We start from the raw sequence: 21,712 nt of genomic DNA, 5'->3' as shown, positions 1-21,712 counted from the left end.
CGATGACCGCGCTCTTACTCATGGACTTATCGTCGCCCCGGGTGCGTGGAGCGGCCACGAAGGTACGACCCCGTAGCCCACCCACTGCCCGTCACTTCGCATCACCCTCGCTCCGTGCCAGTCCTCGCAGGCGCCGGTTCGCCGCCGTCACGCGGCGGCCGTGGCGCGTGAACCCCTTCCATGAGCCCTTCTCCAGTCGGTCGCCGAGGTCGGTGACCGTCCAGCGGCGTACGGTCAGCCCGTAGGCGTTGCGTAAGAGACGGTGCCGCGGAAACCTCGCAGTGCGGTCGGTTGTCCTGTCGACGTGCCGCCGGGCATAGCCGCCCGGCCAGCGGGCATGAGGCCACTCGTGCGGGACGTCGAAGAAGCGGCCGACGAAAGAGGAGTGGCGTAAGTGATTCGAAAGCTGCAGGCTGTCGCGCTGGACTGCGCCGACCCGGTACGGCTCGCACGGTTCTACGCGGAGCTCCTCGGCGGCCGGGTGGTCGCAGACCCGGGGGATTCTGACTGGATCGAGGTGCACGGATTCGAGGGGACACCACTGGCCTGCCAGCGGGTGGAGAGCTACCGGCCGCCGGAATGGCCCAGCCAGGAGCGCCCGCAGCAGCTCCACCTGGACTTCGACGTGGACGACCTCGACGGGGAGGAAAAGCGGGCGCTCGCCCTCGGCGCAACCGTGCTGGAGCGGACGGACCAACTCCACCCAGAAGCCAATTGGCGAATTTACGCGGACCCGGCCGGCCACCCGTTCTGTCTCTGCCTCCACTGACAGCCCGTCGGGTTCGTCGCATGTGCTGTCAGGAAGCGAGTCATGCGCTGACGCGCTTCCTTGGTGTCCTTCTTTGCCTTTAGCGCGCTCAGGGTCTCCTACTGCTCAAGCAGGCTCTTCAGCACGACACGGATGTGCCATCAGCATCAGGGGCCTCCACAAAAGCCACTACTTGCAGGAGTACGTGCAACGCCGCGTCACCCCTCACGATTCCGGCGTTGCCTCCGCAGGGCCGACCACCGGTCAAGCCGATGGCGAATCTGTTCCTCGTAGCCGTTTTGGGTGGGCTGGTAGTACGTCTCGTGGTCCATGCCGTCGGGGAAGTAGTCGGCGCCGGAGAAGCCGTCGGTGGTGTCGGGGTCGTACTGGTAGTCCTTGCCGTAGCCGATGTCCTTCATCAGCCGGGTGGGGGCGTTGAGGATGTGGGCGGGCGGCATGAGGGAGCCGGTGCGGTGGGCGGCGCGGTGTGCGGCGTTGAAGCCGCGGTAGACGGCGATGGACTTGGGGGCGGTGGCGAGGTAGACGACGGCCTGGGCGATCGCCAACTCCCCCTCGGGAGAGCCGAGTCGCTCGTACACGTCCCAGGCGGCGAGCGCCTGCTGGACTGCGTGCGGGTCGGCGATGCCGATGTCCTCGTTCGCGAAGCGGACCAGGCGGCGGGCCACGAACAGGGGGTCCTCGCCGCCGTCGAGCATGCGGGCGAGCCAGTACAGGGCCGCGTCCGGGTCGGAGCCGCGCATCGACTTGTGGAGCGCGGAGATCAGGTTGTAGTGGCCTTCTTGGGCCTTGTCGTACAGCGGGGCGCGCTGCTGGATGTGGTGGGCTAGCGCGGCGGTGTCCAGGGGGGTTTCGGTGTCCGGGAGGGCCTGGAGCTGTTCGGCCATGTTGAGGAGGTAGCGGCCGTCGCCGTCGGCCATGGCGATCAGGGCGCGGCGGGCGTCGTCGTCGAGGGGCAGCCGGTGGCCGGTGAGGTCCTCGGCGCGGTCCAGGAGTGTGGACAGGGCGGCTTCGTCAAGGCGTTTGAGGACGAGGACCTGGGTGCGGGAGAGGAGGGCGCCGTTGAGTTCGAAGCTCGGGTTCTCCGTGGTGGCGCCGATCAGGGTGATCGTGCCGTCCTCGACGTAGGGCAGGAAGCTGTCCTGCTGGGCGCGGTTGAAGCGGTGGATCTCGTCGACGAACAGCAGGGTGCCCTGCCCGATGGTGCGCCGGCTGCGGGCGGCGGTGAACACCTTGCGCAGGTCGGCCACTCCGGAGAAGGTGGCCGAGACCGGTTCGAAGGCCAGGTCGCTGCCGTCCGCGAGGAGCCGCGCGATGGTCGTTTTCCCGACGCCGGGCGGCCCCCACAGGATGGCGGAGCCGAGGCGCTGCTGGGCGACCATGCGGCCCAGCGGGGCGTCCGGGGCCAGGAGGTGGTCCTGGCCCACGACGTCGTCCAGTTGCTGCGGACGCAGCCGGTCGGCCAGCGGTCGGGCGGGCTCCTCGTCGAAGAGCGGCAGGGTGGGTTCCATCGGTCTCTCGGGTCGGTGGCGGGCGGGTGCGGACGTGGCGAGCCTTGCACGGGACACGGCCGGGCGAACGTTCAAGCTGGGGGTAGAGCCCGTACGCCTTACCGGGTGCGGGGGCGCTCGCGTCGCGGCACCCGCTCCACGGCCAGGTCGTAGGAGTCCTCGACCGCGTCGGTGATCAGTTGCCTGGTGATGCCGGGGCCCGGCCCGAGCGACATCCAGTGACGTTTGTCGAGGTAGCGGCCCGGGGTGATCGAGGCGTGGGCGCGCACGTGAGCGCGCGCCCGTTCGGGTTCGCACTTGACCGTGATGATCTGCTCGTCCGGGTCGTCGGTGACGATCAGGAACACCTTTCCCGCGACCTTGTACACGTCTAGCTGCGGGGTGAAGGGGCGTCCGTGGCTGACGTCGGGCAGGGCCAGAGCCGTCTGGCGGGCGGTGTCCTGGAGCCGGTCGCCGGCCGCGCTCACCGTGACGCCCGCGTGCTGGTGCCGTAGGTGTGCGGGTCGACGGGCTGCTGGGCCTTGGGCAGGTGATGGACGACGAGCCGGTAGGACTCGGTGATGAGCTCCCAGACGAGTTCCTTGTCGACGCCGTCACCGCCCTCCAGTGTGATCCAGTGCTTCTTGTTCATGTGGTAGCCGGGGCTGATGTGGCTGTTCTGCTCCCGCAGGGCGTGGGCCTCGCCGGGGTCCGACTTGAGGATCACGACGGGGCGTCCGGGGACCTCGGTCATCAGCATGAACACCTTGCCGCGCACCTTGAAGACCTCCCAGTCGTCGCCGAAGGGATGCTCCAGCTGGGCTCCGGGCAGCTCGTGCGCGCGGTCGGTGGCGGTCTTGTGCAGCGTCGGTCCGTTCATGAGATGTTTCTTTCCTTGAGGGGGTTCGGGCTGCGGCGCCGAATGACGCGCAGAGCGCGGCGCCCGGTCGCGGCGGCACAGTCCATCCTTGCCCGGAAAACACCGGACCCGGGCGGTAGGCTGCGGACACGTGATGGTCGACAAGCGACAACCTGCCTCGAATGCCCAGGCCGGACCGGCCGCGGTCCCGCTCTACGGTTTCCAGCCGCCGGTCGGTACTCCGTACGGGCTTGAGGTGAGTACCGTCGAGGATTTCTTCGCCCAGCACGACGACTGGCCGTGGAACCCGCCCCGCCCGGGCCGCGCCACCTTCCACTACCTCATCCTGGTCACCGAAGGTGAGCTGCGGCACGACGTCGACCACGTCACCCGGACCCTCTCCCCCGGCCAGTGGCTGTGGGTGCGTCCGGGACACACGCAGTGCTGGCATCCGCCCGGCACCGCCCGCGGCCCGTTCATCTTGTTCGAACCGGACGTGCTGCGGCCCGACCTCGCCCGTCTTCTGGCCCCGCTCACCGCGCACGGAGCCCCTGCCGTGCTCAGCCCGCACCCCGAGGACGCCGCCTGGCTCCAGCAGACCGCGCTCCAGCTCCTGGACGAACACCGTGCACTCGGACGCCGCCCCCTCGACGTCCACCACGCCCTGCGCCGCAGCCTGCTCGAATCGCTGCTGCTGCGCCTGGCCAACACCCCGGACATCACCCCCGTCGGCACGGCCACGGTCGGCACGGACCGCACCGACCGGTATGGACGCTTCCTGGACGCCCTGGAGCAGCACTTTCGCGAACTGCACCAAGCCGCGGACTACGCGGAGCTGCTGGGCTGTTCGGTCCGCACCCTCAGCCGCGCCGCCCGCGAGACCACGGGCAAGGGGGTACGTGAGCTCATCGACGAGCGGCGCGTGCTCGAAGCCCGGCGCCTGCTGGGAAGTGCCCGGTGGGACGCCCGGGCCGTGGCCGCCCACCTCGGCTTCACTGATCCCTCGAACTTCGGCCGTTTCTTCCGCGACCGCACCGGTCTCACCCCGGCCGCCTTCGCGGCACGCGAGACCACGCCCCACCCCTGACGGCGGCCGGGCTCCGGAGGTCCGTGCGGCGGGACCGGTGGTCGCTTCGAGGGGCCGCCCCTGGCATACATGGTGCACTGCGTCGGCCTCGAACTGTTCCTCCCGACGTCTGGGCGCCACCGGTTCCCGGTCACCGCGCTCAGAGCCGGCAGCTGAGGGCGCCAGCATCTGCTCGGGCATCGCCGCCTGCCGGTGCGCGACGACGTCGTCCCCCCGGGCTTGCGCGGCGACAGCGGTACGCAGCTTCTCGCGGACCGCTACGCCAACGAGGGTGGCCCGCACGTACTGCGACGCAAGCGGGGTATAGCCCACTCCCCTGTTCCCGGTCCAAAAGCCGGGGTTGGCCGGTCCGGTGGGGTGGGCGGCGGAAGGCGGGCGGGGAGCAGTTCCGGGGGCTGTGGCCGCTGGTGCCGGTCAGGGGGAATCTGCGGGTGAGGCTAGCGCCGGGTGGCGTGGAGGGAGCCGAGCAGGCCCAGGGCCTGGGCGCTGGGGCTGCCCGGTTCGGCGTGGTAGATGACGAGTTGCTGGCCGGGCGCGTCGCGTACGTCGAAGGCCTGGTAAGTGAGGGTGAGGGGACCGACGTCCGGGTGACGCAGGTTCTTGGCGTCCTGGGTCTTACCGCGCACGGTGTGGGCGTTCCAGAGGCGGGTGAACGTGGCGCTGTGCTCGGTGAGGGTGCGGACCAGCTCGCGCAGCCGTGGGGCGTTCGGGTCGAAGCCTGCTGCCTGGCGCAGGTTGGCGACGGTGGTCTGGGCCGCCCGGTCCCAGTCCGTGTAGAAGTTCCGGCCCGCGGGGTCGAGGAACGTCATGCGCGCCAGGTTGTCCGCCGGGTCGAACGGGGCGTAGAGGGCGTCGGCCAGGGCGTTGGTGGCGAGGATGTCCAGGGTCCGGTCGAGGACGAACGCGGGGGTGTTCGGGTAGCCGTCCATCAGCTGGCGCAGTGCTGGACTGACCCGCTCTGCGGTGTGCGCGGCGACCGGGTGGTCCGGTGTAGCCCCGGCCAGTCGGTACAGGTGCGCGCGGGCGTCGGTGCCGAGCCGCAGCGCGCGGGTGAGGGCGTCGAGCACCTGGGGTGAGGGGTTGCGCTCGCGCCCCTGTTCCAGGCGGGCGTAGTAGTCGGTATTCACTCCGCTCAGGACGGCGACCTCCTCGCGGCGCAGACCAGCGACCTTGCGGGTCCCGTAACTCGCCATGCCGACGTCCGCCGGCCCCAGGTCGGCGCGGCATGCGCGCAGGAAGTCACCCAGGTGGTTGTCGGCCGTGCGTTCAGACATGTGTCCAGGGTAGGGCCCGGCCCGGAGCTCTGCCTGGGTGTGCCGCACCCAGGCAGAGCGCACCCTGGCCGATGGCTGCCTGCCTGCCCATTCTCGGTGGGGCGCGACCCCTGCGAGAGAAGCGCACTGATCGAGGAGTACCGAGGAGAGGAGCTCGCCATGGACGGAACAGATGAGGGCGACCGGCAGGCCGCCGAGTTCGCCGGGAAGGTCGCCGTCGTCACAGGGGGCGCGCGGGGCGTGGGCAGGGAGACGGTGGCGCTCCTGAGCGCTCGTGGCGCCCATGTCGTCGCCGTCGACCTGCGCCCGGAGATCGAGACCCTGGCGGACGAGTTTCCCGGCGTCCTGCCGGTGACCGGCGACGTGACGCGGGAGGGGACCGCCGCCCGGACCGTGCAGGTCGCCCTCGACGCCTTCGGCGGGCTGGACATCCTGGTGAACAACGCCGGGCGCACCTTGAACAAGCCCATCACCGACACCACCGCAGAGGACTGGGACGCGGTGATGGCGGTCAACGCCCGCGGCTCCTTCTTCTTCGCCCGCGAAGCCTTCCGCGCCATGAAGGCCCGCGGCGGCGGAGCCATCGTCAGCACCGGCTCCTACACGTGCACCGTGGCCCTGCCCGAGGGCGCCGCCTACAGCGCGTCCAAGGGCGCTCTGGCCCAACTGACCAAGGTGCTCGCCGTCGAGGGCGGACCCCTGGGCATCCGCGCCAACCTCGTCGCCGCGGGCGTGATCGAGACCGACTTCCTCGACACATTCCGCTCCGACAGCCGGGCACACCTGGCGTCCTTCGCCGACGCACAGCCCCTGGGCCGGGTGGCGCAGCCCGCGGAGATCGCCGAGGTCCTGTGCTTCCTCGCGTCACCGCGCTCCAGCTTCGTCACGGGAGCCGTGGTCGCCGCCGACGGCGGCTTCACCGCGCTCTGATCAGGCACACGACACACCGAGCACCAGCACCAGCACCAGCACCAGACAGAGAATCGAGGGATTTCCGCCATGACGGGACGACTGACAGGAAAGACAGCGCTGATCACCGGCGCGACGGGCGGCATCGGGCGGGCCACCGCGCAGCTGTTCGCCCGCGAAGGAGCACGTCTCGTGGTCACCGATGCCTCCGCGTCCGCCGCGGCGGACCTGGCGGCACAGCTGGAGAGCGAGGGCGCCGAGGCCCTGGGCCTCGGCCTGGACGTGTCATCGGCACAGCAGTGGAGCGAGGCCGTCGCCCAGGTCGAGCAGCGCTTCGCAGGACTGGACGTGCTGGTGAACATCGCGGGCATCGTGGACTGGCCCGGCGTCGAGGACACCGATCCGCAGGCATGGGACCGGGTGATCGCGGTCAACCAGACCGGCACCTGGCTGGGCATGAAGACCGCCATGCCGCTGCTGCGCGCCAGCGGCAACGGCTCCGTGGTCAACACCTCGTCCGTCCTGGGACTGATCGGCAGCGGGGCCGCTGCCGCGTACCAGGCGTCCAAGGGAGCGGTACGCCTGCTGACCAAGACCGCCGCGGTGGAGTACGCGACGCGGGGCGTACGGGTGAACTCCGTTCACCCGGGGGTCATTTCCACTCCCATGATCCAGGAGATCCTCGACGAGGAGGGGGACCAGCAGCCCGACATCGTACGGACCCCGATGCGGCGTGCCGGCCGCCCCGAGGAGATCGCCCCCACGATGCTGTTCCTGGCCAGCGACGAGTCCTCGTACGTCACCGGGGCGGAGTTCGTCGTCGACGGCGGACTCACCGCGCACTGAGCCAAGGCCGCAGGAGTCCGATTCGCCACGCGCAGGGAAGGTCATGTGGGCGGCGAAAGGCACTCCGAGCCTGGTGCGTTCCGCCGATGTCTTCGCCGTGTCCTGCACCAGCAACGAGGAAGCGGAGACGGTCAGGCAGCGGCGACCTTGCCTGTGTCGATGGCTGTTCGATCCGGTTGAGCGTCGCCCGGACCTGCTGCCTGCTGCCTGCTGCCTGCTGCCTGCTGCCTGCTGCCTGCTGCCTGCTGCCTGCTGCCTGCTGGGGCATGGTGCAAGGGGACGGCGGTTGCGCCCGCACGCAGGCCTCACGGCGCGTTATCGGGGTCGTCGACGGCAAACGCGATCCCCGTCGTCGAGAGCGCCGCAGCGGTATGTCCGTTCCCCTTCAGGGTCCCGACTGCGCGTCGCGTTGCCAGTACCGGACCGCGTCAAGCGCCCAAAATCGTGAGGACGCCACAGCAATCGCCCCCCCTACCGGAACGCACCCCCGCCGCCCTAGCACCGGCAACGCACCATCCTCAGCCCATGGCCAACACTGCGAGAAAAGGACACTTCTGTCAGAGATCTCATGAGTCAGACCTCGGCCCCGGGACAGTATCCACCCGTCTTTCCGCCCGTCACAGCATCCCCACCCAGAAATAGCGAGCATGCCCAGTCCCGACTCCCGAGACTTCCCGGATCTGATGTCGACCGCTCGCCATGCGGCACAAAGGCCGACACCTCGGATCAGGTTGCATCACGGCCGGTGCGGGTCCGCAACGGTGTGCGCACCACGAGGCAGCGCACCAACGTGCGGGGCGCCCGGACCAGATCCGCGGTGGGTGGCCCCAGCGGCAGCAACGCCCACGCGGGCACTTGAGGCGTTCGCAGACACCTCAAGGAACGCTGAGGCCCCCTGGGCCGCGGCGAAGAAGAGGGGGAAGCAGGGAAACGGATACCTCTACCGCAACTACGTCAGCTTCATGACGATGTCGGCACCCTCGGCGGAGTTGTAGAGGACGGGGCCCCCTGATTCCTCGCCGTAATAAAGCGTGGTGTCACACCCGTCCGAGAAGTCCAGCGCTACCGAGGTCGACCCTGCCAGATCCAAAGACTTCCAGGTGCCCTCCCCTGACTTGGTGTGCAGGCCACTGGACGAGCACGAGGAGTACTGCGCCCTGAGGTTCTTGACGGTGAACTTGCCCTTGTCCCGCAGGTCGAGCGTCGCCCCTGTATCGCCGTTCTTCCATTCCCGCACCAGGGTTTGGGGCTTTGCGACCCCCTTCTCTGGATAGGGGTCGCTCAACGGGGCACAGGAGGTACAGACCAGCAAAGCGCCGACAAAGCATGGGGCGAGCAGGAAGATCCGGGCGGATCCAGGCTTCCGCAGTGTGAGCCGCGGGTCAGTCCCTGAACGCCCCATACTCATAGGTCACTCCGATGTCATTCGTTTATGCCGGTCTGCTGATTGTATTGACCTGTCATTCCACGGGAGGGCCTCCCATGACGCCGCCTCGGGCGGGGATGACGGCCCGGAACACGATCGTCATGTCCTGTTGGTGAGCGGCTCCACCGAAGGCGATGATTCCGTCGTTGTCCACCCACCTGGAAACGAACCGTTCGGCGGATGTTCCGCACCCAGTCGCATAGTGCGTAAGGGACGAAACCGACATAGATTACGAATACTTGTGCGCGCCTGCATTCCGATGGGATTGGTCCGCAAGATCCTGCACTTCGTCGTGTACGAGCCAAGAACTGCTGTCGCGACATTCGCGTCGTCGGTAAGGACCGACTTTGCGTCGCTGCCCAACTGCCGTGCCTTGCCGGACGTGCTCTTGCCGCCGATAGAGTTCGGATCTAAGGAGTCCTGCTTCTTGCCGAGCTCGTAGAACCTCTTCGCCATCTCCGCCCTATGAGCCGCAGTGAGATCCGTCATCATGACCTGCAGGGCAACCTTGCTGTCCTCGCCGTACGTCTCGTACCGGTCCAGCTTGCCGAGCATGAACTTGCCGACGATCTTCTGGAGACTGTCGTTACCGCCGCCGAGGACAGCATCCTGCGGGTTGCATGCCCGGTCGATCGGATACGCGCCGCAGTATCGGGCCATCTGATACTGCGGGCTGGCGATGCGGGGGGGCGATGTAAGGGAGGAAGATCGGCGCCGGGCCAACGAGCGGGGCAGCGCCTGCGCAGGGGGGCATGGGCACCACACCTCAAGGCTTCATCGCAGGTGTCCAGCCCTGCCCGGTTCCGCCGCTCCGCGGGAAGTTGGGGTACGTGCTCTTCCAGGGACCACATGGACGCCAGAAGGCAGCTTCGCCTACCTGTGCCATGTGGTGCCACAGGGACACTCACCACCTCCGCATCCAACACGGCTCACGCCCGCCAAGAGCCGGACCAAGCCGGGACCAAACATCTACTCCCACGAGCCAACCTCCTTTGTTTCCGCAGGTCAGCGAGTACAAGTGCTGTGTACCGCCAGCAGACGAAGAACATCTTGACTTCGTACCACCCAAAGAACCTTGGGTTCCCCTAGAGCCGCAAGCCGGTTGCCTTTGTAGGGTGTGGAGGGGCGGGGGAAGCCGTGCTCTAGGTCCTCAGCGGTTCACCCTTTCGTTTGTAGCGGGTCTTGTCAGGTGCGGGTCCAGCGTTGGTTGGTGCCGTTCGAGCAGGAGTAGAGCTGGATCAGGGTGCCGTTGGCGGTGCCGGCTGCGACGGCATCGAGGCAGAGGCCGGACTGGACGCCGACGATGGATCCGTCGGCGTCGAGGCGCCATTTCTGGTTGTCGGCGCCCGAGCAGCTGTAGATCTGGACTTTGGTGCCGTTACTGGTACCGGCGGCGTCCAGGCACTTGTTGCCGTAGACCCTGAGCTCGCGAGCGGCGCTGTGGGTCCACTGCTGGTTGGTGCCGTTGTGGCAGTCCCACAGCTGGAGCTGGGTGCCGTCGGTAGTGCTGGAGCTGGGCACATCCAGGCAGCGGCCCGAAGCGACGCCCTTGATCTGCCCGGCGCCCGAAGGAGGCGTCGTGGAGCCGCCGTTGAGCGCGTTGAGGACGGCGGTGTAGGCGGGCTTCTTGCTGCCGTCGCCGTTGAACAGCAGCGGCGAGTGCTCCGGTCGCCAGGAGTCGGTGTCGCGCACACCCCAGACGGTGATGCCGAGGCAGCGCGCGACGGCCAGGCAGTCGTTGATCACGTTGGCGTAGGTCGTGGCCGAGGCGCCCTGGATGTCGAGTTCAGTGATGGCCACGTCGACGCCGAGAGCGGCGAAGCTCTGGAGCGTGGTACGGAAGTTGCTGTTGTAGGGGCTGTCGTTGTTGAAGTGCGACTGGAAGCCGACGCAGTCGATCGGTACGCCGCGCTGCTTGAAGTCTCGGACCATGGCGTACACGGCCTGGGTCTTGGCCCAGGTCCAGTTCTCGACGTTGTAGTCGTTGTAGCAGAGCTTGGCGGACGGGTCGGCGGCGCGTGCGGCGCGGAAGGCGACCTCGATCCAGTCATTGCCGGTGCGCTGCAGGTTGGAGTCGCGCCGGGCTCCCGAACTGCCGTCGGCAAAGGCCTCGTTCACGACGTCCCACTGGGCGATCTTGCCCTTGTAGTGGGCCATCACGCCGTTGATGTGGTCGACCATCGCCTGGCGCAGTGTGCCGCCGCTGAGGTTCTGCATCCAGCCGGGCTGCTGGGAGTGCCAGGCCAGGGTGTGACCGCGCACCCGTTTGCCGTTCTGGGCCGCCCAGTTGTAGACGCGGTCACCGGCGGTGAAGTTGAACTGGCCCCGCTGCGGTTCCGTTGCGTCTATCTTCATCTCGTTCTCGGCCGTCACCGAGTTGAACTCACGGCCCGCGATCGACGTGTACGCCGAGTCGCCCAGCCTGCCCGAAGCGATGGCGGTGCCGAAGTAGCGGCCGCTTTGCGCCGCCGCGGCGCCGAGGGTGGTCTCGGCGGCGTGTGCGGACGGCGGTGCGACCAGTGCGCCGGCCGCACCGAGGACGCCGACGACCAGCGCCAATAGCAGGCCGCGGATCTTCCGGCGGATAGCGGGTCTGGGAAGGGCATACGAGCCCATGGGTGTGCCTCCTAGGCAGGAATCACGGAAGGACTGAAGCGCAAGGACATGTGCCGTCCGCTCCCGTCGGGTGACGTAACGGCGGGCGGTGGGCGGCGGTGCTTCGACGCGGGCATGGGGGTGCTCCCTTGCGGCTCAGCCGGGGGCCGCCACGCGGAGTCGCGTACCTCTCCAACTGCGCGAAGGCCAGAGTGCGCTGGTGCGAACCTCACCGGAACGAGAAGCGGGGTGGCGCAGGTGTTTTGGGTGCGGATCTGTAGTGCAGGTGTGCGCGGATCTGCCGTACAGCGCAGGGAGCGGCCGTGCGGCGGCAGGGGCAGCTCCGATAACTTTCGAAAATTTTCCGGTTCCTTTGACGCCACAAGTTAGGAATGCGGAGCCGTCTGGTCAAGGTCCGTCGCCGATCTGTCCATAAACAGCTCCTCCCTCTTGGCCTGACAAGCTGCCGCAGGAGGGAAATTGACCGAGCGGCGGCCGCGGATTCGTGCTGGCCTTGGCCCTACGGCATCCGGCGTCGGCGGTGCCAGGGCGTCGACGCCCGGTTCGCCGAGGGCCGGAAAGTTTCGGGTATGGAACGGAAACTTCTTGGGTGAGTGTATTGACGATCCACCGTCAATGCCTCAATCATCCCTGTCTGAGACCCCGTTCATGGTTCGAGATATCGAACCGTCCCGTCTCTGAGCAATCGGTTCATCGGGGACGCCCCAGCCCACCCCCGGACGCCTCACCCCACCCCGAAGGAGGCCCACTGATGCGGTTTCGCCTACCGTCCCTGGCCCGGCCAAGACGCCTACTCGCCGTCCTCACCCCCTTGCTGCTCCTGGCAACCTTTCTCGGTTCCCAGCCCGCCGCCGCGGCGACCGTGGACCCCAACGCCTCGTATGTGCTGGTCAACCGCAACAGCGGCAAGGCCCTGGACGTCTACAACATGGCGACCAACGATGGCGCCCGCATCACCCAGTGGGCCAGGAACGATCAGAACCAGCAGCAGTGGCAGTTCGTCGATTCCGGGGGCGGCTACTACCGCATCAAGTCCCGCCTCTCGGGCAAGGTGCTGGACGTCCACAACCAGTCCACCGCGAACGGTGGATCGATCGTCCAGTGGGCCGACCTGAACGGCACCAACCAGCAGTGGAAGCTGGCCGATAGCTCCGATGGCTACGTGCGGTTGATCTCGCGCCACAGCAACAAGGCCCTCGAAGTGCAAGGGGCCTCCACCGCCGACAACGCGAACATCGTCCAGTACGACGACTGGGGCGGGACCAACCAGCAGTGGAAGCTCGTCAAGGCCGGCGGCGACAACTCCGGCCCGTGCGACCTTCCGTCGACCTATCGCTGGACGTCAACGGGCGCGCTGGCACAGCCCAAGCCGGGGTGGGCCTCGCTCAAGGACTTCACCGTCGTCCCGTACAACGGCCGACAACTCGTCTATGCGACGACGCACGACACGGGGACACGTTGGGGGTCGATGAATTTCGGCCTGTTCACCAACTGGTCGGAGATGGGATCGGCAAGCCAGAACACGATGTCGACGTCCACCGTCGCACCCACGCTCTTCTACTTCGCGCCGAAGAACATCTGGGTGCTCACCTACCAGTGGGGCAAGACCGCCTTCTCCTACCGGACATCGAGCGACCCCACCAACCCCAATGGCTGGTCGGCGGAGCACGAGCTCTTCTCCGGAAGCATCGCCGGCTCCGGAACGGGCCCGATCGACCAGACGCTCATCGCTGACGGGACGAACATGTACCTGTTCTTCGCCGGCGACAACGGCAAGATCTACCGGGCAAGCATGCCGATCGGGAACTTCCCGGGCAGCTTCGGCACGACCTCGACCGTGGTCATGAGCGATACGACGAACAACCTGTTCGAAGCCCCGCAGGTCTACAAGCTGCAGGGCCAGAACCGCTACCTCATGCTCGTCGAGGCGATCGGCTCGCAGGGCCGCTACTTCCGCTCGTTCACGGCCACCAGTCTGAATGGCTCATGGACACCCCAGGCCGGGTCCGAGAGCAGTCCCTTCGCCGGCAAGGCCAACAGTGGCGCCACCTGGACCAATGACATCAGCCATGGCGAACTGATCCGCACCAGCCCCGATCAGACCATGACCGTCGATCCCTGCCATCTGCAGTTGCTCTACCAGGGGCGCAGCCCCAACTCCGGTGGCGACTACGGCCTCCTGCCCTACCGTCCGGGTCTGCTGACGCTGCAGCGCTGACGGCGTGACACGGGCCAGGTCCGGCTCCGGGTCGGGTCCGGCTCCGGTCGGCTCCGGCTCCGGTGTAGAGCCGGCGCGGGCGGGCTCGGCGCACGGCCGAGCCCGCCCGGGTCACGCGACAACGTCAGCGCTCATACCGCGACAGCCGCGCGATGCGGTTCCCGAGGCCTGCACGATCGATGCGCGAATTATGGCCAGTGGCGCAGGAGGAGCGCCGGGGCGTGCCGGACGAGCCAGGCGCTGGCCAGGCCGATGGCGGCTCCGGCGGCCACGTCGCTGGGGTAATGGGCGCCCGACTGCACCCGTTCAAGCGCCACCAAAGCGGTCGGCACCGCGCACAGCGCGCCCGCGGTCGGCCAACTGGGGGCGGCCGCGGCAGTGAAGGCGACCGCGGCCGCGGTGTGGCCGGAGGGGAAGGAGGAAGAGTCGGGACGGTCGGCGACCTCATCGTGCGGGATCCACTCCGTCGGCGGCCTGGGGCGGTCGGCGAGCTGCTTGCACAATCCGTTCGACACGAGCTGCGCCACCACCAGGGCCCCCAATCCGGCTGCCGCGGCCTTACGTCCCCGCCACCCGCCCAGCCAGGCCATGGCGACGGCGGCCCCGCACCACAGCTTCGTGCTCTCCGCGGACTCCTCCACCGCCGAGAGCACCTTGGCCACGCCCGGCGGGATCCGCGAAGCCGCCCACTGTGTCAGGACCCGGTCCGCCTCGCTCACACTTGTCAGCAACCTCATGCACTGCGGATATCCCCAAGCAGTGCTCGGTAAGCAGCCCCACGGGCACGAACAGTCGATCAACCGCCGGGCGGCGGTCATGACGTCCTCGGCTGAGTGGTACCCGCCTGCCAGGGGCAGGACTTCAGGAGCGCGCAAGAGGAACGAGAGGAACCACGGCATCCATCAGAGGGTCGGCACGGCGGGGAGTTGGTGTGGCAGTGAACGAGAGCAGCGGCGCGGACCGGGCTCAACAGTGGCTGGCGGTCTACCTCAATGACCATTTGGCCGGCGCCACAGCCGGAGTCGAGCTCGCCAAGCGGATGGCCCGGGTCCATCAACACTCCGAGCACGGACCCGGGCTCGGGAGCCTCGCCAACGACGTAGAGCTGGACCGGCAGTCGCTGCTGCGCTTCATGAAGCTGCTCGACGTGCCGGTCCGCCGCTACAAGGCTTATGGGGGCTGGGCGGCCGAGAAGGCGGGGCGGCTCAATCTCAACGGCCGGCTGTTGCGGCGCGCCGCGCTCAGCACTGCCATCGAGGTGGAGGGGCTGTTGCTCCTCGTGGAGGGGAAGACACTGCTCTGGCAGACGCTCGGCGCCGTCGCCTCCCACGACACACGCCTGGACCCCAAGCGGCTCGAGGAACTGCACAGCCGTGCGGTCCAGCAGCGCGAGACCCTGCGCGCCCTGCACATGGTGGCCGCCCAACGCCTCGCTTCGCCTCAGAAGGCGCACCGTTGAGCAAGAGGACGCCGCGCGCTCCGGTGGGCGACACCGAGTCCCGGGGCGCGGGGTGAGCCGAACCCCACGCCCTCGGACGAGCGTCGCGCCCCCACTGGGGGGGATCGGCGGCCGAGCTGCCGACCTGTGGTGGTTGGTCCCCGGCCCACCGAATCCTCTTGCGTCCCGGCCGTCACTCCGAGGGCGTACCGTTTCATCCGGCCCGCGAGGGGCACTCGGCGGCGCATGGATGTGTTGCCGCTTGACCAGAAGTGGATGAGCAAGGCTGCCTGCGCGGACACAGATCCGGAACTCTTCTTCCCGGTAGGGCAGGCCGGGCCGGCGCTGGCGGATCAGGCAGCCGCCCGCGAGATCTGCGCTCGGTGTCCCGTCACGTATGAGTGCCGCGATTACGCGATGGAGGCGGGGGAAACCGCAGGGGTCTGGGGCGGGCTGACCGAAGAGGAACGGGCACGCAAACGCCGCCCGTCCAAACGCCGCCCCGCCACGCGACGGGCCAACCGGTAATGAGGGCGCGCGTGACGGCATGGCCTGCCGCACCGCGGCCCGGCAGACCTGGCCGACGGCGGGCACGCCGCAGACCGTGAAGCCCTTCCGGGCCGCCCAGGAGGAGGACGGGCCTATTGCCCGGCGCCAGGGGGGACATGAGCACGAAGGTGTGGGGAGCGCCGTCGGTCGGATGGCGACCACCGGCGCTGCCGAGTTCGGGGATGGCCTTGCCCGTCCACCATGCCTCGGCAGCGGATACCCGCAGGGTCTGGGCAACGAACGTCCGCAAGAAGGCGCGGTTCGCTTCAAGGTCGCGGGTGCCAGCCGGCTCCCGAGACAGACACGCAAACAGACGCAGACACAGGTACTGATCTCTCCGCGCGAAATCTGTCTGAGTATCCGTATCGGGGGAAGCCGGAAGGCATGGCTGTTCTCAGGAAATGCGCACGTCCCTTGCTCGCTTCCGTCTTCCTTTCGGGAGGACTCAGTACCCTCCGGGACCCCAAGCGCGTGGCCGCCGCCGCGGAGCCGGTCGCAGTCCCGCTGGGTTCTCGGATACCGCGGCTCACGGAGGACCCCGAACGCCTGGTCCGCATCAACGGTGCGGTGCAGGTCGGGGCCGGCGTAATGCTGGCCACCGGGCGGCTTCCGCGCGCCGCCGCGCTCGCGCTGGCCGGTTCCCTGGTGCCGACGACCCTGGCCGGCCACGCCTGGTGGAAGGAGGAGGACCCGGAACGGCGAGCCGCCCAGCGCACCCAGTTCATCAAGAACCTCTCGCTGCTCGGCGGCCTGCTGCTCGCGGCGGCCGACACGCACGGCAAGCCTTCCGTGGCCTACCGCAGCCGCACGGCCGCGAAGTCCGGCGCGTCCCGCAGCCGCGCAGCCGCGAAGTCCGGCGCATCCCGCGGCCGTAGCGCAGCCAAGGCCGGTCGCCATGCCGTGCGCCACACCAGGCGCGACGCCACGGGCGCGCTGAGCGGTGCGGTCAAGTCCCTCCGGTAGAGGCAATCAAGATCAAGCTCGTGTGATCAGCACCTCCACAGATGTCCTACGCGACCCTGACCACGTACTTGCCCTGGACGCCGCCCGCCTCCAGCGCCTGGTGAGCCGCTGCTGTCTCCTCCAGGGGGAAGACCGTGTCCACCGCAGGGCTCAGCTTGCCCTCGGCCACATGGCGGGCGAGGTCGTCGAAGTCCGCCCGCGTGGGGTTGCCGCTGAAGAAGCGCACCCGGCCGTGTCCGTGGAGCGTGCTGGCCGCGAGGTAGCCGAGCGATGCAGCGGGCCGTTTCAGGTCGAAGGCGATGGTGACCATGCGTCCGCCGGGATTCAACAGGCGCCGGAAGGCACGCAGGTCGGTCCCCGCGGTGTCCAGGACCACGTCGAAGCGGCCCAACTCCGCCGGCCGCACGGTCCGGTGGTCGAGGGCCTTGTACGCGCCGAGCCCGCGGACGAAGTCGAGGTTTGCTGCACGGGCCAGGGCCGTGACCTCTGCGCCGTAGGCCCGTCCGAGCTGGACGGCGGCGTTGCCGACACCGCCCGCCGCGCCCCGGACGAGGAGTCGTTCGCCGGGGCGCAGCCCGGCTCTGTCCCGCAGCGCGGTGATGGCCGTGGTGGCCACCGGCAGTGCGGCGGCGTCCACCAGGTCAAGGCCGTCGGGAAGCCGGCCGACCCGCTCGGTGGGCACGGTCATGTACTCGGCGGCGCTGCCGAAGCCTGAGGTGCGGCCCAAGACCCCCCATACGCGGTCACCGGCCGCGAACCGTGTGACTCCGGCCCCCCGCGCGGCGACCTCGCCGGTGAAGTCCAAGCCGACGCGCTTGGGGAATTTCCGGCCGTTCAGGAGGCGGAGGCGGCCGGCACGGACTGCCAGTTCGCCGCCGTTGACGCTGAACGCGTGCACCTTCACAAGGACCTCGCCGGGGGACGGCTCAGGGCGTGGCACGCGGCCCGTGTAGAGCACGTCGGGGCCGCCGTAGCGGTCGTAGAGCACTGCCTTCATCATGCGGTCGTTCATCGTTCTGCCTTTGCCGCCGGGGGCCGTACAGGGATCTGGCATCGACCGTAAGCTCGTAAGTGGACGCAATCGTCCACTTGGACCGGAAGCGAGAGACAGTGATGGCGGAATCCTCTCGGATCACAGCCCGGGATGGGGTGCGGGCCGACGCCCGGCGCAACCGGGAGCGGGTCCTCGTCGCCGCCCGTGCGGTCTTTGCGGAGCACGGGATCGACGCCCCGATGGCGACCGTGGCCCGACGGGCCGGGGTCGGCGTGGCGACGCTGTACCGGCATTTCCCGACCCGGGACGCCCTGGTGAGAGGCGCGTTCGCGCATCAGATGGCGACCTGCGCGCGGGCGCTCACCGAGGCTCTGTCCGCCCCTGACCCGTGGCAAGGCTTCCAGCATCTGGTCGAGACGGTCTGCGCTCTGCAACGGGAGGAACGCGGGTTCCCGGCCGCGTTCCTCGCGGCCTTCCCGGAAAGCGCGTCGGAACACGCACAGGCCCGGCAACAAGTCGAGCGGGACTTCACGGCCCTGGTGCGCAGGGCCCAGGCGTCGGGCGCGCTGCGGGCCGATTTTCACCCTTCCGACCTTGCCGTGGTCCTGTTGGCGCACTGCGGTCTGGTGACCGCTCTACCGGATGATGGTGCAGCGTCCCGGCGCCTGGTGGCCTATCTGCTCCAGTCGTTCCGCACCGACCCGGCCAACGAACCGCTACCCCCGCCGACTGCGCTGACACTGCGCAGCCTCCCGGTTGCAACGGACAGGCCCCAGGGGCAGCGCTCCCCCAGAGCCTGACACAGAGCCTGCCGTGAAACGGTACCTGCCGCGGGGCACGTCCAGTCCGACAACTCCGCTTTCGTCACAGGTCCTAGCAGGCCCTCCGCACGGTCACTTCCGCTTGCACAGGGCGTCGTCGAGGAGCTCGTCGGCGCGGACGTCGCGGTCCTCCGTGTTGAGGTTGGTGGAGCGCATCATGACGACGCCCCGCTCCCCCTTGCCGACGAAGCCGTTGGCGTTGAGGTGGCCGAGGGTGGTCCCGCCATGCCCCCAGTACCCGCCTCCGCAGCTGAGCGGCCGCCAGAAGATGCCGAGCCCCATCCTCTCCTGCGTATCGTTGCCCTCCCTCGGCGCAGGCACCGTCGTCTGCATCTCCTTCAGCTGCTTCGACTTGAGCAGTTCGCCGCCCAGCAGCCCCCGCCAGAAGCGTGTGAGGTCCTTGGAGGTGGTGACTAGGTCACCTGCCGAGTCTCCCCAGCTCATGTTGACCTCGGTGCTTTCGACCAGCGGGCCCCCGGGCTTGAACTGCTGGTAGCTGTTGGCGTGAGGCCACGGCAGGCCCAAGTCGGCGCGTTCGCGCGCGGAGTAGGTGTGCTTGAGGCCGAGGGGCTTGATGATCCGGGTGCGGACCTCCTCGCTCCAGTTCCGGCCCGTCACCTTCTCGATGATCATCCCGGCGAGTATGTAGTTGGTGTTGGAGTAGTTCCAGCCCTTGCCAGGCTCGAACGTGGGCTTGTCCCGCATGGCGAACTGGACCAGGTCGCGCGGCTTGAAGGCATCGAAACGGTGCTTCTGGAATTCCCCCTCGTCGAAGAGGCCCGGCAGGTGAGGGACGTAGTCGGGCACGCCGCTGGTGTGCTGGAGCAACTGCCGCACGGTGATGCGCTTCCCATCATTGCCCTGCCCCTCCACCACCCCGGGCAGCCAGTCGTCGACCATGTCGTCGAGCCGGATGCGCCCCTCGGCCTCCAGCTGCAGCATGACCGTGGCAACGAAGGTCTTGGTGTTGCTGCCCATCCGGAAGTAACCCTCGTGCGGAACCTTCCGGCCGGTGCCGCGTTCGGCGGTGCCACTGCGCACGGAGATACGGCTCTTGCCGTCCACCAAGGCGGCCTGGGCGCCGACTACTCCGTCCTTCTGGACGATGTCGTCCAGATCCCGCTGCAAGGCCGCCCGCCCCGCACCCGTCGACCGCGCGTCCTGCTGGGCCCAGGCCGTGGAGAGCGGCATCGCCAGGGTCGCCGCGACGGTGGCCGCGGTCACCGCGCCCAGAGCGACTCTGCGGCACGTGGGGGCGGAGTTTCGTATGTACGCCATGGTGGCTGTCCCATCTCGCTCGTCGAACGCCCGACGGGGCACAACTCACCCATACATCAAGGGTGTTGCGGTGTCGGACGGGCGGGCCGCGCCCTGCGGCCTTCCAAGATCATTGCCTCATGGAAGGGCACTGCACGGCCATGACGGAGCCCCCCGACCAGGAGGTATGGACAACCCCACCCCCATGGGGGTGGGTTCAGGGGTGGAGCGGCCGGAGGTGGCAGTTGAGGGCTGTCCGCCCCTGCACGCGGGAAGGTCAGGTGGTGGCTTGATTCCTGGTGTCTTCCGGCAGCAGGGCCAGGAGTTGTCGCGTGTGGCCGGGAAGCTCGACTTCTGCCAGGCCGGTGATGAGGTCCCTCAGGGGCACGGGCTGGTCGACGAGGACTTTGCCGTTCGACAGAAGCAGGGCGGGAACCAGAGTGCCGAGTTCGGTCTCGCTGAGCATGGGACCGCCGAGTGCACACAGGGCGTCCGCCTGGAGGCGGATGCGGTCGCGGAGCCCTGCGTTGCCGCCGGCGAGCGTGCTGACGCGCTCGAGGGTCCAGGTGTCCTGAGCTGTGCGGTTGTCGTACGTCGTGGTTGCTCCGGTGGCGGCGGAGGAAACGGCGGTGATGGTGGCGGCGTTGACGAGGATGACGTGCGCCAGGATCTGGTCGGCGTTCCACTCCCCGGCCGGCGGGGCGGGGTTCCTGTCACCGGCTGCGGCCACGGTGGCCGCGGCGTTCAGCAGTGCTCGGTAGGCGTCCCGGAGCGGGGTTGGTGTCCACCATGGCCTTCCTCCTGCCGATGTGTGTGTGTGTGCGGAGTGGATGCGAAAGGTTCGTGCGGACGGGTCGCGCCGCCGAGCGGGCGCAGCGCCCTGCCGGACGCTGCTCTTCGGCCTCGGTCAGTGGCAAGGGTGGGGCGAATCCGCCGGCGCCTCTGGAGTGCCGAGGTCGTCGGAGCATCCGGCGTCGAGTCGCGGCCACTGGGCTGCAGGGCGCCCGCCCGGCCACGTCGGAACCGGGGGCCACTCGGGGGAGCCGCCATTGGTCCGCGTATTGGAGCAGTGCTGCGGCCAGTTGGGCGGTGAGTCCTCCCACTGCTCCTGTCGTCCATACGCGGTGAGGTCCATGAGCGCGTAGCTGTAGTCCATCGCCTCGACACCGCGGCGGGTGGTCCAGTAGGTCTCGAAGACCCGGTTACCCTCGCGGAGGTAGCACACCAGGTGGAACAGGCCGACCGTACGCCCGACCAGGAGCGCGTCGAGAGAGGGTTGCGCGGAGTACCAGGGCATGTGCCAGCCCATGAACGCGCGGTAGCGGAGGCTCTCTTCGTAGGATGTTTGGGGCTCGGCGCCCTGGACGGCGACGTTGCGGCCCTGGCAGAAGACTGCGTACGTGATGTCGCGCGAATGAAGGTAGGACAGCTCGGCGACCTGGGAGGTGTAGAACGTGCAGCCCTCGCACTGCTCGTCCGCGGGCCGTCGGGGGTTCCACATGAAGTAGTAGGCGATGAGCTGGCGGCGCCCTTCGAACGCGTCGAGCAAGGTCACCGGCCCGTGCGGCCCGAGCAGTTCAAGGCTCGCGTCCACCTCGACCATGGGCAGGCGTCGCCGGGCTGCGGCAATCTGGTCCGCTTGCCGGGTATGCGCCTTCTCCCGGGCGCGCAGCTGGTCCAGTTCGGCCTGGAAGCCGGCCCGGTCGACCACGGCAGGCATGACAGGCGCCACGCGGGCGTGAGGTGCGTGGACGGCTTCTCGATCGCTCATGGTCACTCCTTGAGGTTGTCGTGTCCTGACTGATCTCGGATGCCTGCATGCCTGCGCGGTCACTGCCGGTGTGCGTCGTCCCGCTCGGCCGCCTCCGCGATGCGCTTGATCTTCGCCAGTCGGCGATCCCAGTCGGATGCGAGCGCGGCCATCCAGCGGGCCGTGGCGTCCAGCGCCTCGGGGCGCACCGCGTAGCGCACTTCACGTCCGACCTTCACGCTGCCGACCAGCCCGGCCGTGTCGAGAACCGTCAGGTGCTTGACCACGGCTTGGCGTGAGATCGGAAGCCCGTCGGCGAGCGTGGTGGCGGTGGCCTGACCCCGCGCGGAGAGCAGGTCCAGCATCTGCCGGCGGGTGGGATCAGCGAGGGCGGTCAGGACACTGTCGACGACATCACCGTCGGCGGTTGGTTGATCCACCACGTGGGG

The 21,712-nt window shown here is 68.6% G+C and carries 22 protein-coding genes; 9 read left to right on the top strand and 13 right to left on the bottom strand.

What is annotated here, in order from left to right:
- Window positions 1–394 precede the first annotated feature (394 nt).
- Window positions 395–769: a VOC family protein gene (locus tag AB0E78_RS23190; protein ID WP_361835504.1), complete on the top strand. Its 375-nt coding sequence runs from the start codon at window positions 395–397 to the stop codon at window positions 767–769.
- Between the two features lie 197 nt (window positions 770–966).
- Here AB0E78_RS23190 and AB0E78_RS23185 read toward each other — a convergent pair whose 3' ends face one another.
- The 3 genes from AB0E78_RS23185 to AB0E78_RS23175 form a co-directional block, all read right to left on the bottom strand.
- A complete protein-coding gene (locus AB0E78_RS23185; RefSeq protein WP_361835500.1) occupies window positions 967–2,277 on the bottom strand; it encodes a replication-associated recombination protein A in 1,311 nt (436 codons plus the stop codon).
- A gap of 98 nt (window positions 2,278–2,375) precedes the next feature.
- Window positions 2,376–2,744 (bottom strand): MmcQ/YjbR family DNA-binding protein, encoded by a 369-nt coding sequence (locus tag AB0E78_RS23180; protein ID WP_361835497.1) that lies wholly within the window; start codon window positions 2,742–2,744, stop codon window positions 2,376–2,378.
- The gene (locus AB0E78_RS23175; RefSeq protein ID WP_361835495.1) at window positions 2,741–3,136 is read right to left on the bottom strand and encodes an MmcQ/YjbR family DNA-binding protein; all 396 of its coding nucleotides are present in this window, start codon (window positions 3,134–3,136) and stop codon (window positions 2,741–2,743) included. The genes AB0E78_RS23180 and AB0E78_RS23175 overlap by 4 nt, the downstream gene beginning before the upstream one ends.
- A gap of 133 nt (window positions 3,137–3,269) precedes the next feature.
- On the opposite strand from AB0E78_RS23175, the gene AB0E78_RS23170 reads away from it, so the two are divergent.
- A complete protein-coding gene (locus AB0E78_RS23170; protein ID WP_361835903.1) occupies window positions 3,270–4,202 on the top strand; it encodes an AraC family transcriptional regulator in 933 nt (310 codons plus the stop codon).
- 437 nt (window positions 4,203–4,639) lie between these two features.
- On the opposite strand, the gene AB0E78_RS23165 is transcribed toward AB0E78_RS23170, so the two are convergent.
- Window positions 4,640–5,476, bottom strand: a complete 837-nt coding sequence (locus AB0E78_RS23165) for a helix-turn-helix transcriptional regulator (RefSeq protein WP_361835492.1) — start codon at window positions 5,474–5,476, stop codon at window positions 4,640–4,642.
- A 159-nt stretch (window positions 5,477–5,635) separates the two neighbouring features.
- On the opposite strand from AB0E78_RS23165, the gene AB0E78_RS23160 reads away from it, so the two are divergent.
- The gene (locus AB0E78_RS23160; protein ID WP_361835489.1) at window positions 5,636–6,406 is read left to right on the top strand and encodes an SDR family oxidoreductase; all 771 of its coding nucleotides are present in this window, start codon (window positions 5,636–5,638) and stop codon (window positions 6,404–6,406) included.
- 69 nt (window positions 6,407–6,475) lie between these two features.
- On the top strand, window positions 6,476–7,231 hold the full coding sequence (locus AB0E78_RS23155; protein WP_361835486.1) for a glucose 1-dehydrogenase: 756 nt from the start codon (window positions 6,476–6,478) through the stop codon (window positions 7,229–7,231).
- 949 nt (window positions 7,232–8,180) lie between these two features.
- Here the strand turns inward: AB0E78_RS23155 and AB0E78_RS23150 are convergent.
- The 3 genes from AB0E78_RS23150 to AB0E78_RS23140 form a co-directional block, all read right to left on the bottom strand.
- Entirely contained in the window at window positions 8,181–8,468 is a 288-nt protein-coding gene (locus tag AB0E78_RS23150) for a hypothetical protein (RefSeq protein WP_361835483.1), read from the bottom strand.
- A gap of 288 nt (window positions 8,469–8,756) precedes the next feature.
- A complete protein-coding gene (locus AB0E78_RS23145) occupies window positions 8,757–9,317 on the bottom strand; it encodes a hypothetical protein (RefSeq protein WP_361835480.1) in 561 nt (186 codons plus the stop codon).
- Window positions 9,318–9,842: 525 nt separating this feature from the next.
- Window positions 9,843–11,273, bottom strand: coding sequence for an endo-1,4-beta-xylanase (locus tag AB0E78_RS23140; protein ID WP_361835477.1), 1,431 nt, complete (start codon window positions 11,271–11,273; stop codon window positions 9,843–9,845).
- A gap of 751 nt (window positions 11,274–12,024) precedes the next feature.
- On the opposite strand from AB0E78_RS23140, the gene AB0E78_RS23135 reads away from it, so the two are divergent.
- On the top strand, window positions 12,025–13,491 hold the full coding sequence (locus tag AB0E78_RS23135; RefSeq protein WP_361835474.1) for a non-reducing end alpha-L-arabinofuranosidase family hydrolase: 1,467 nt from the start codon (window positions 12,025–12,027) through the stop codon (window positions 13,489–13,491).
- A 188-nt stretch (window positions 13,492–13,679) separates the two neighbouring features.
- Here AB0E78_RS23135 and AB0E78_RS23130 read toward each other — a convergent pair whose 3' ends face one another.
- Entirely contained in the window at window positions 13,680–14,228 is a 549-nt protein-coding gene (locus tag AB0E78_RS23130; RefSeq protein ID WP_361835472.1) for a phosphatase PAP2 family protein, read from the bottom strand.
- 194 nt (window positions 14,229–14,422) lie between these two features.
- Between AB0E78_RS23130 and AB0E78_RS23125 the strand changes: the two genes are divergently transcribed.
- The 3 genes from AB0E78_RS23125 (at window position 14,423) to AB0E78_RS23115 (ending at window position 16,441) form a co-directional block, all read left to right on the top strand.
- Entirely contained in the window at window positions 14,423–14,950 is a 528-nt protein-coding gene (locus AB0E78_RS23125) for a hypothetical protein (protein WP_361835469.1), read from the top strand.
- Window positions 14,951–15,175: 225 nt separating this feature from the next.
- Window positions 15,176–15,457 carry a WhiB family transcriptional regulator gene (locus tag AB0E78_RS23120; RefSeq protein WP_361835467.1) on the top strand — a complete coding sequence of 94 codons (282 nt, stop codon included), beginning with the start codon at window positions 15,176–15,178 and terminating at the stop codon, window positions 15,455–15,457.
- Window positions 15,458–15,862: 405 nt separating this feature from the next.
- Entirely contained in the window at window positions 15,863–16,441 is a 579-nt protein-coding gene (locus AB0E78_RS23115; protein WP_361835465.1) for a DoxX family membrane protein, read from the top strand.
- Between the two features lie 46 nt (window positions 16,442–16,487).
- Here AB0E78_RS23115 and AB0E78_RS23110 read toward each other — a convergent pair whose 3' ends face one another.
- Window positions 16,488–17,453: an NAD(P)-dependent alcohol dehydrogenase gene (locus AB0E78_RS23110; protein WP_361835462.1), complete on the bottom strand. Its 966-nt coding sequence runs from the start codon at window positions 17,451–17,453 to the stop codon at window positions 16,488–16,490.
- Window positions 17,454–17,554: 101 nt separating this feature from the next.
- Here AB0E78_RS23110 and AB0E78_RS23105 point away from each other — a divergent pair, with 101 nt between their 5' ends.
- Window positions 17,555–18,235 (top strand): TetR/AcrR family transcriptional regulator, encoded by a 681-nt coding sequence (locus AB0E78_RS23105; RefSeq protein ID WP_361835900.1) that lies wholly within the window; start codon window positions 17,555–17,557, stop codon window positions 18,233–18,235.
- 93 nt (window positions 18,236–18,328) lie between these two features.
- Here AB0E78_RS23105 and AB0E78_RS23100 read toward each other — a convergent pair whose 3' ends face one another.
- From AB0E78_RS23100 to AB0E78_RS23085, 4 genes are all read right to left on the bottom strand, one after another.
- Window positions 18,329–19,534, bottom strand: coding sequence for a serine hydrolase domain-containing protein (locus AB0E78_RS23100; protein WP_361835459.1), 1,206 nt, complete (start codon window positions 19,532–19,534; stop codon window positions 18,329–18,331).
- Between the two features lie 256 nt (window positions 19,535–19,790).
- Window positions 19,791–20,243 carry a hypothetical protein gene (locus AB0E78_RS23095; RefSeq protein WP_361835456.1) on the bottom strand — a complete coding sequence of 151 codons (453 nt, stop codon included), beginning with the start codon at window positions 20,241–20,243 and terminating at the stop codon, window positions 19,791–19,793.
- Between the two features lie 177 nt (window positions 20,244–20,420).
- Window positions 20,421–21,284, bottom strand: coding sequence for a DUF899 family protein (locus AB0E78_RS23090; RefSeq protein WP_361835453.1), 864 nt, complete (start codon window positions 21,282–21,284; stop codon window positions 20,421–20,423).
- Between the two features lie 59 nt (window positions 21,285–21,343).
- Complete coding sequence (locus AB0E78_RS23085; RefSeq protein ID WP_361835451.1) at window positions 21,344–21,706, bottom strand: metalloregulator ArsR/SmtB family transcription factor; 363 nt, start codon at window positions 21,704–21,706, stop codon at window positions 21,344–21,346.
- Between the last annotated feature and the right edge of the window lie 6 nt (window positions 21,707–21,712).

This window comes from Streptomyces sp. NPDC032198 (assembly GCF_040636975.1).
Lineage (GTDB): Bacteria > Actinomycetota > Actinomycetes > Streptomycetales > Streptomycetaceae > Streptomyces.
The sequence above is the reverse complement of the archived record's forward strand: the minus strand, read 5'-3'. Positions and strand labels throughout refer to the sequence as shown.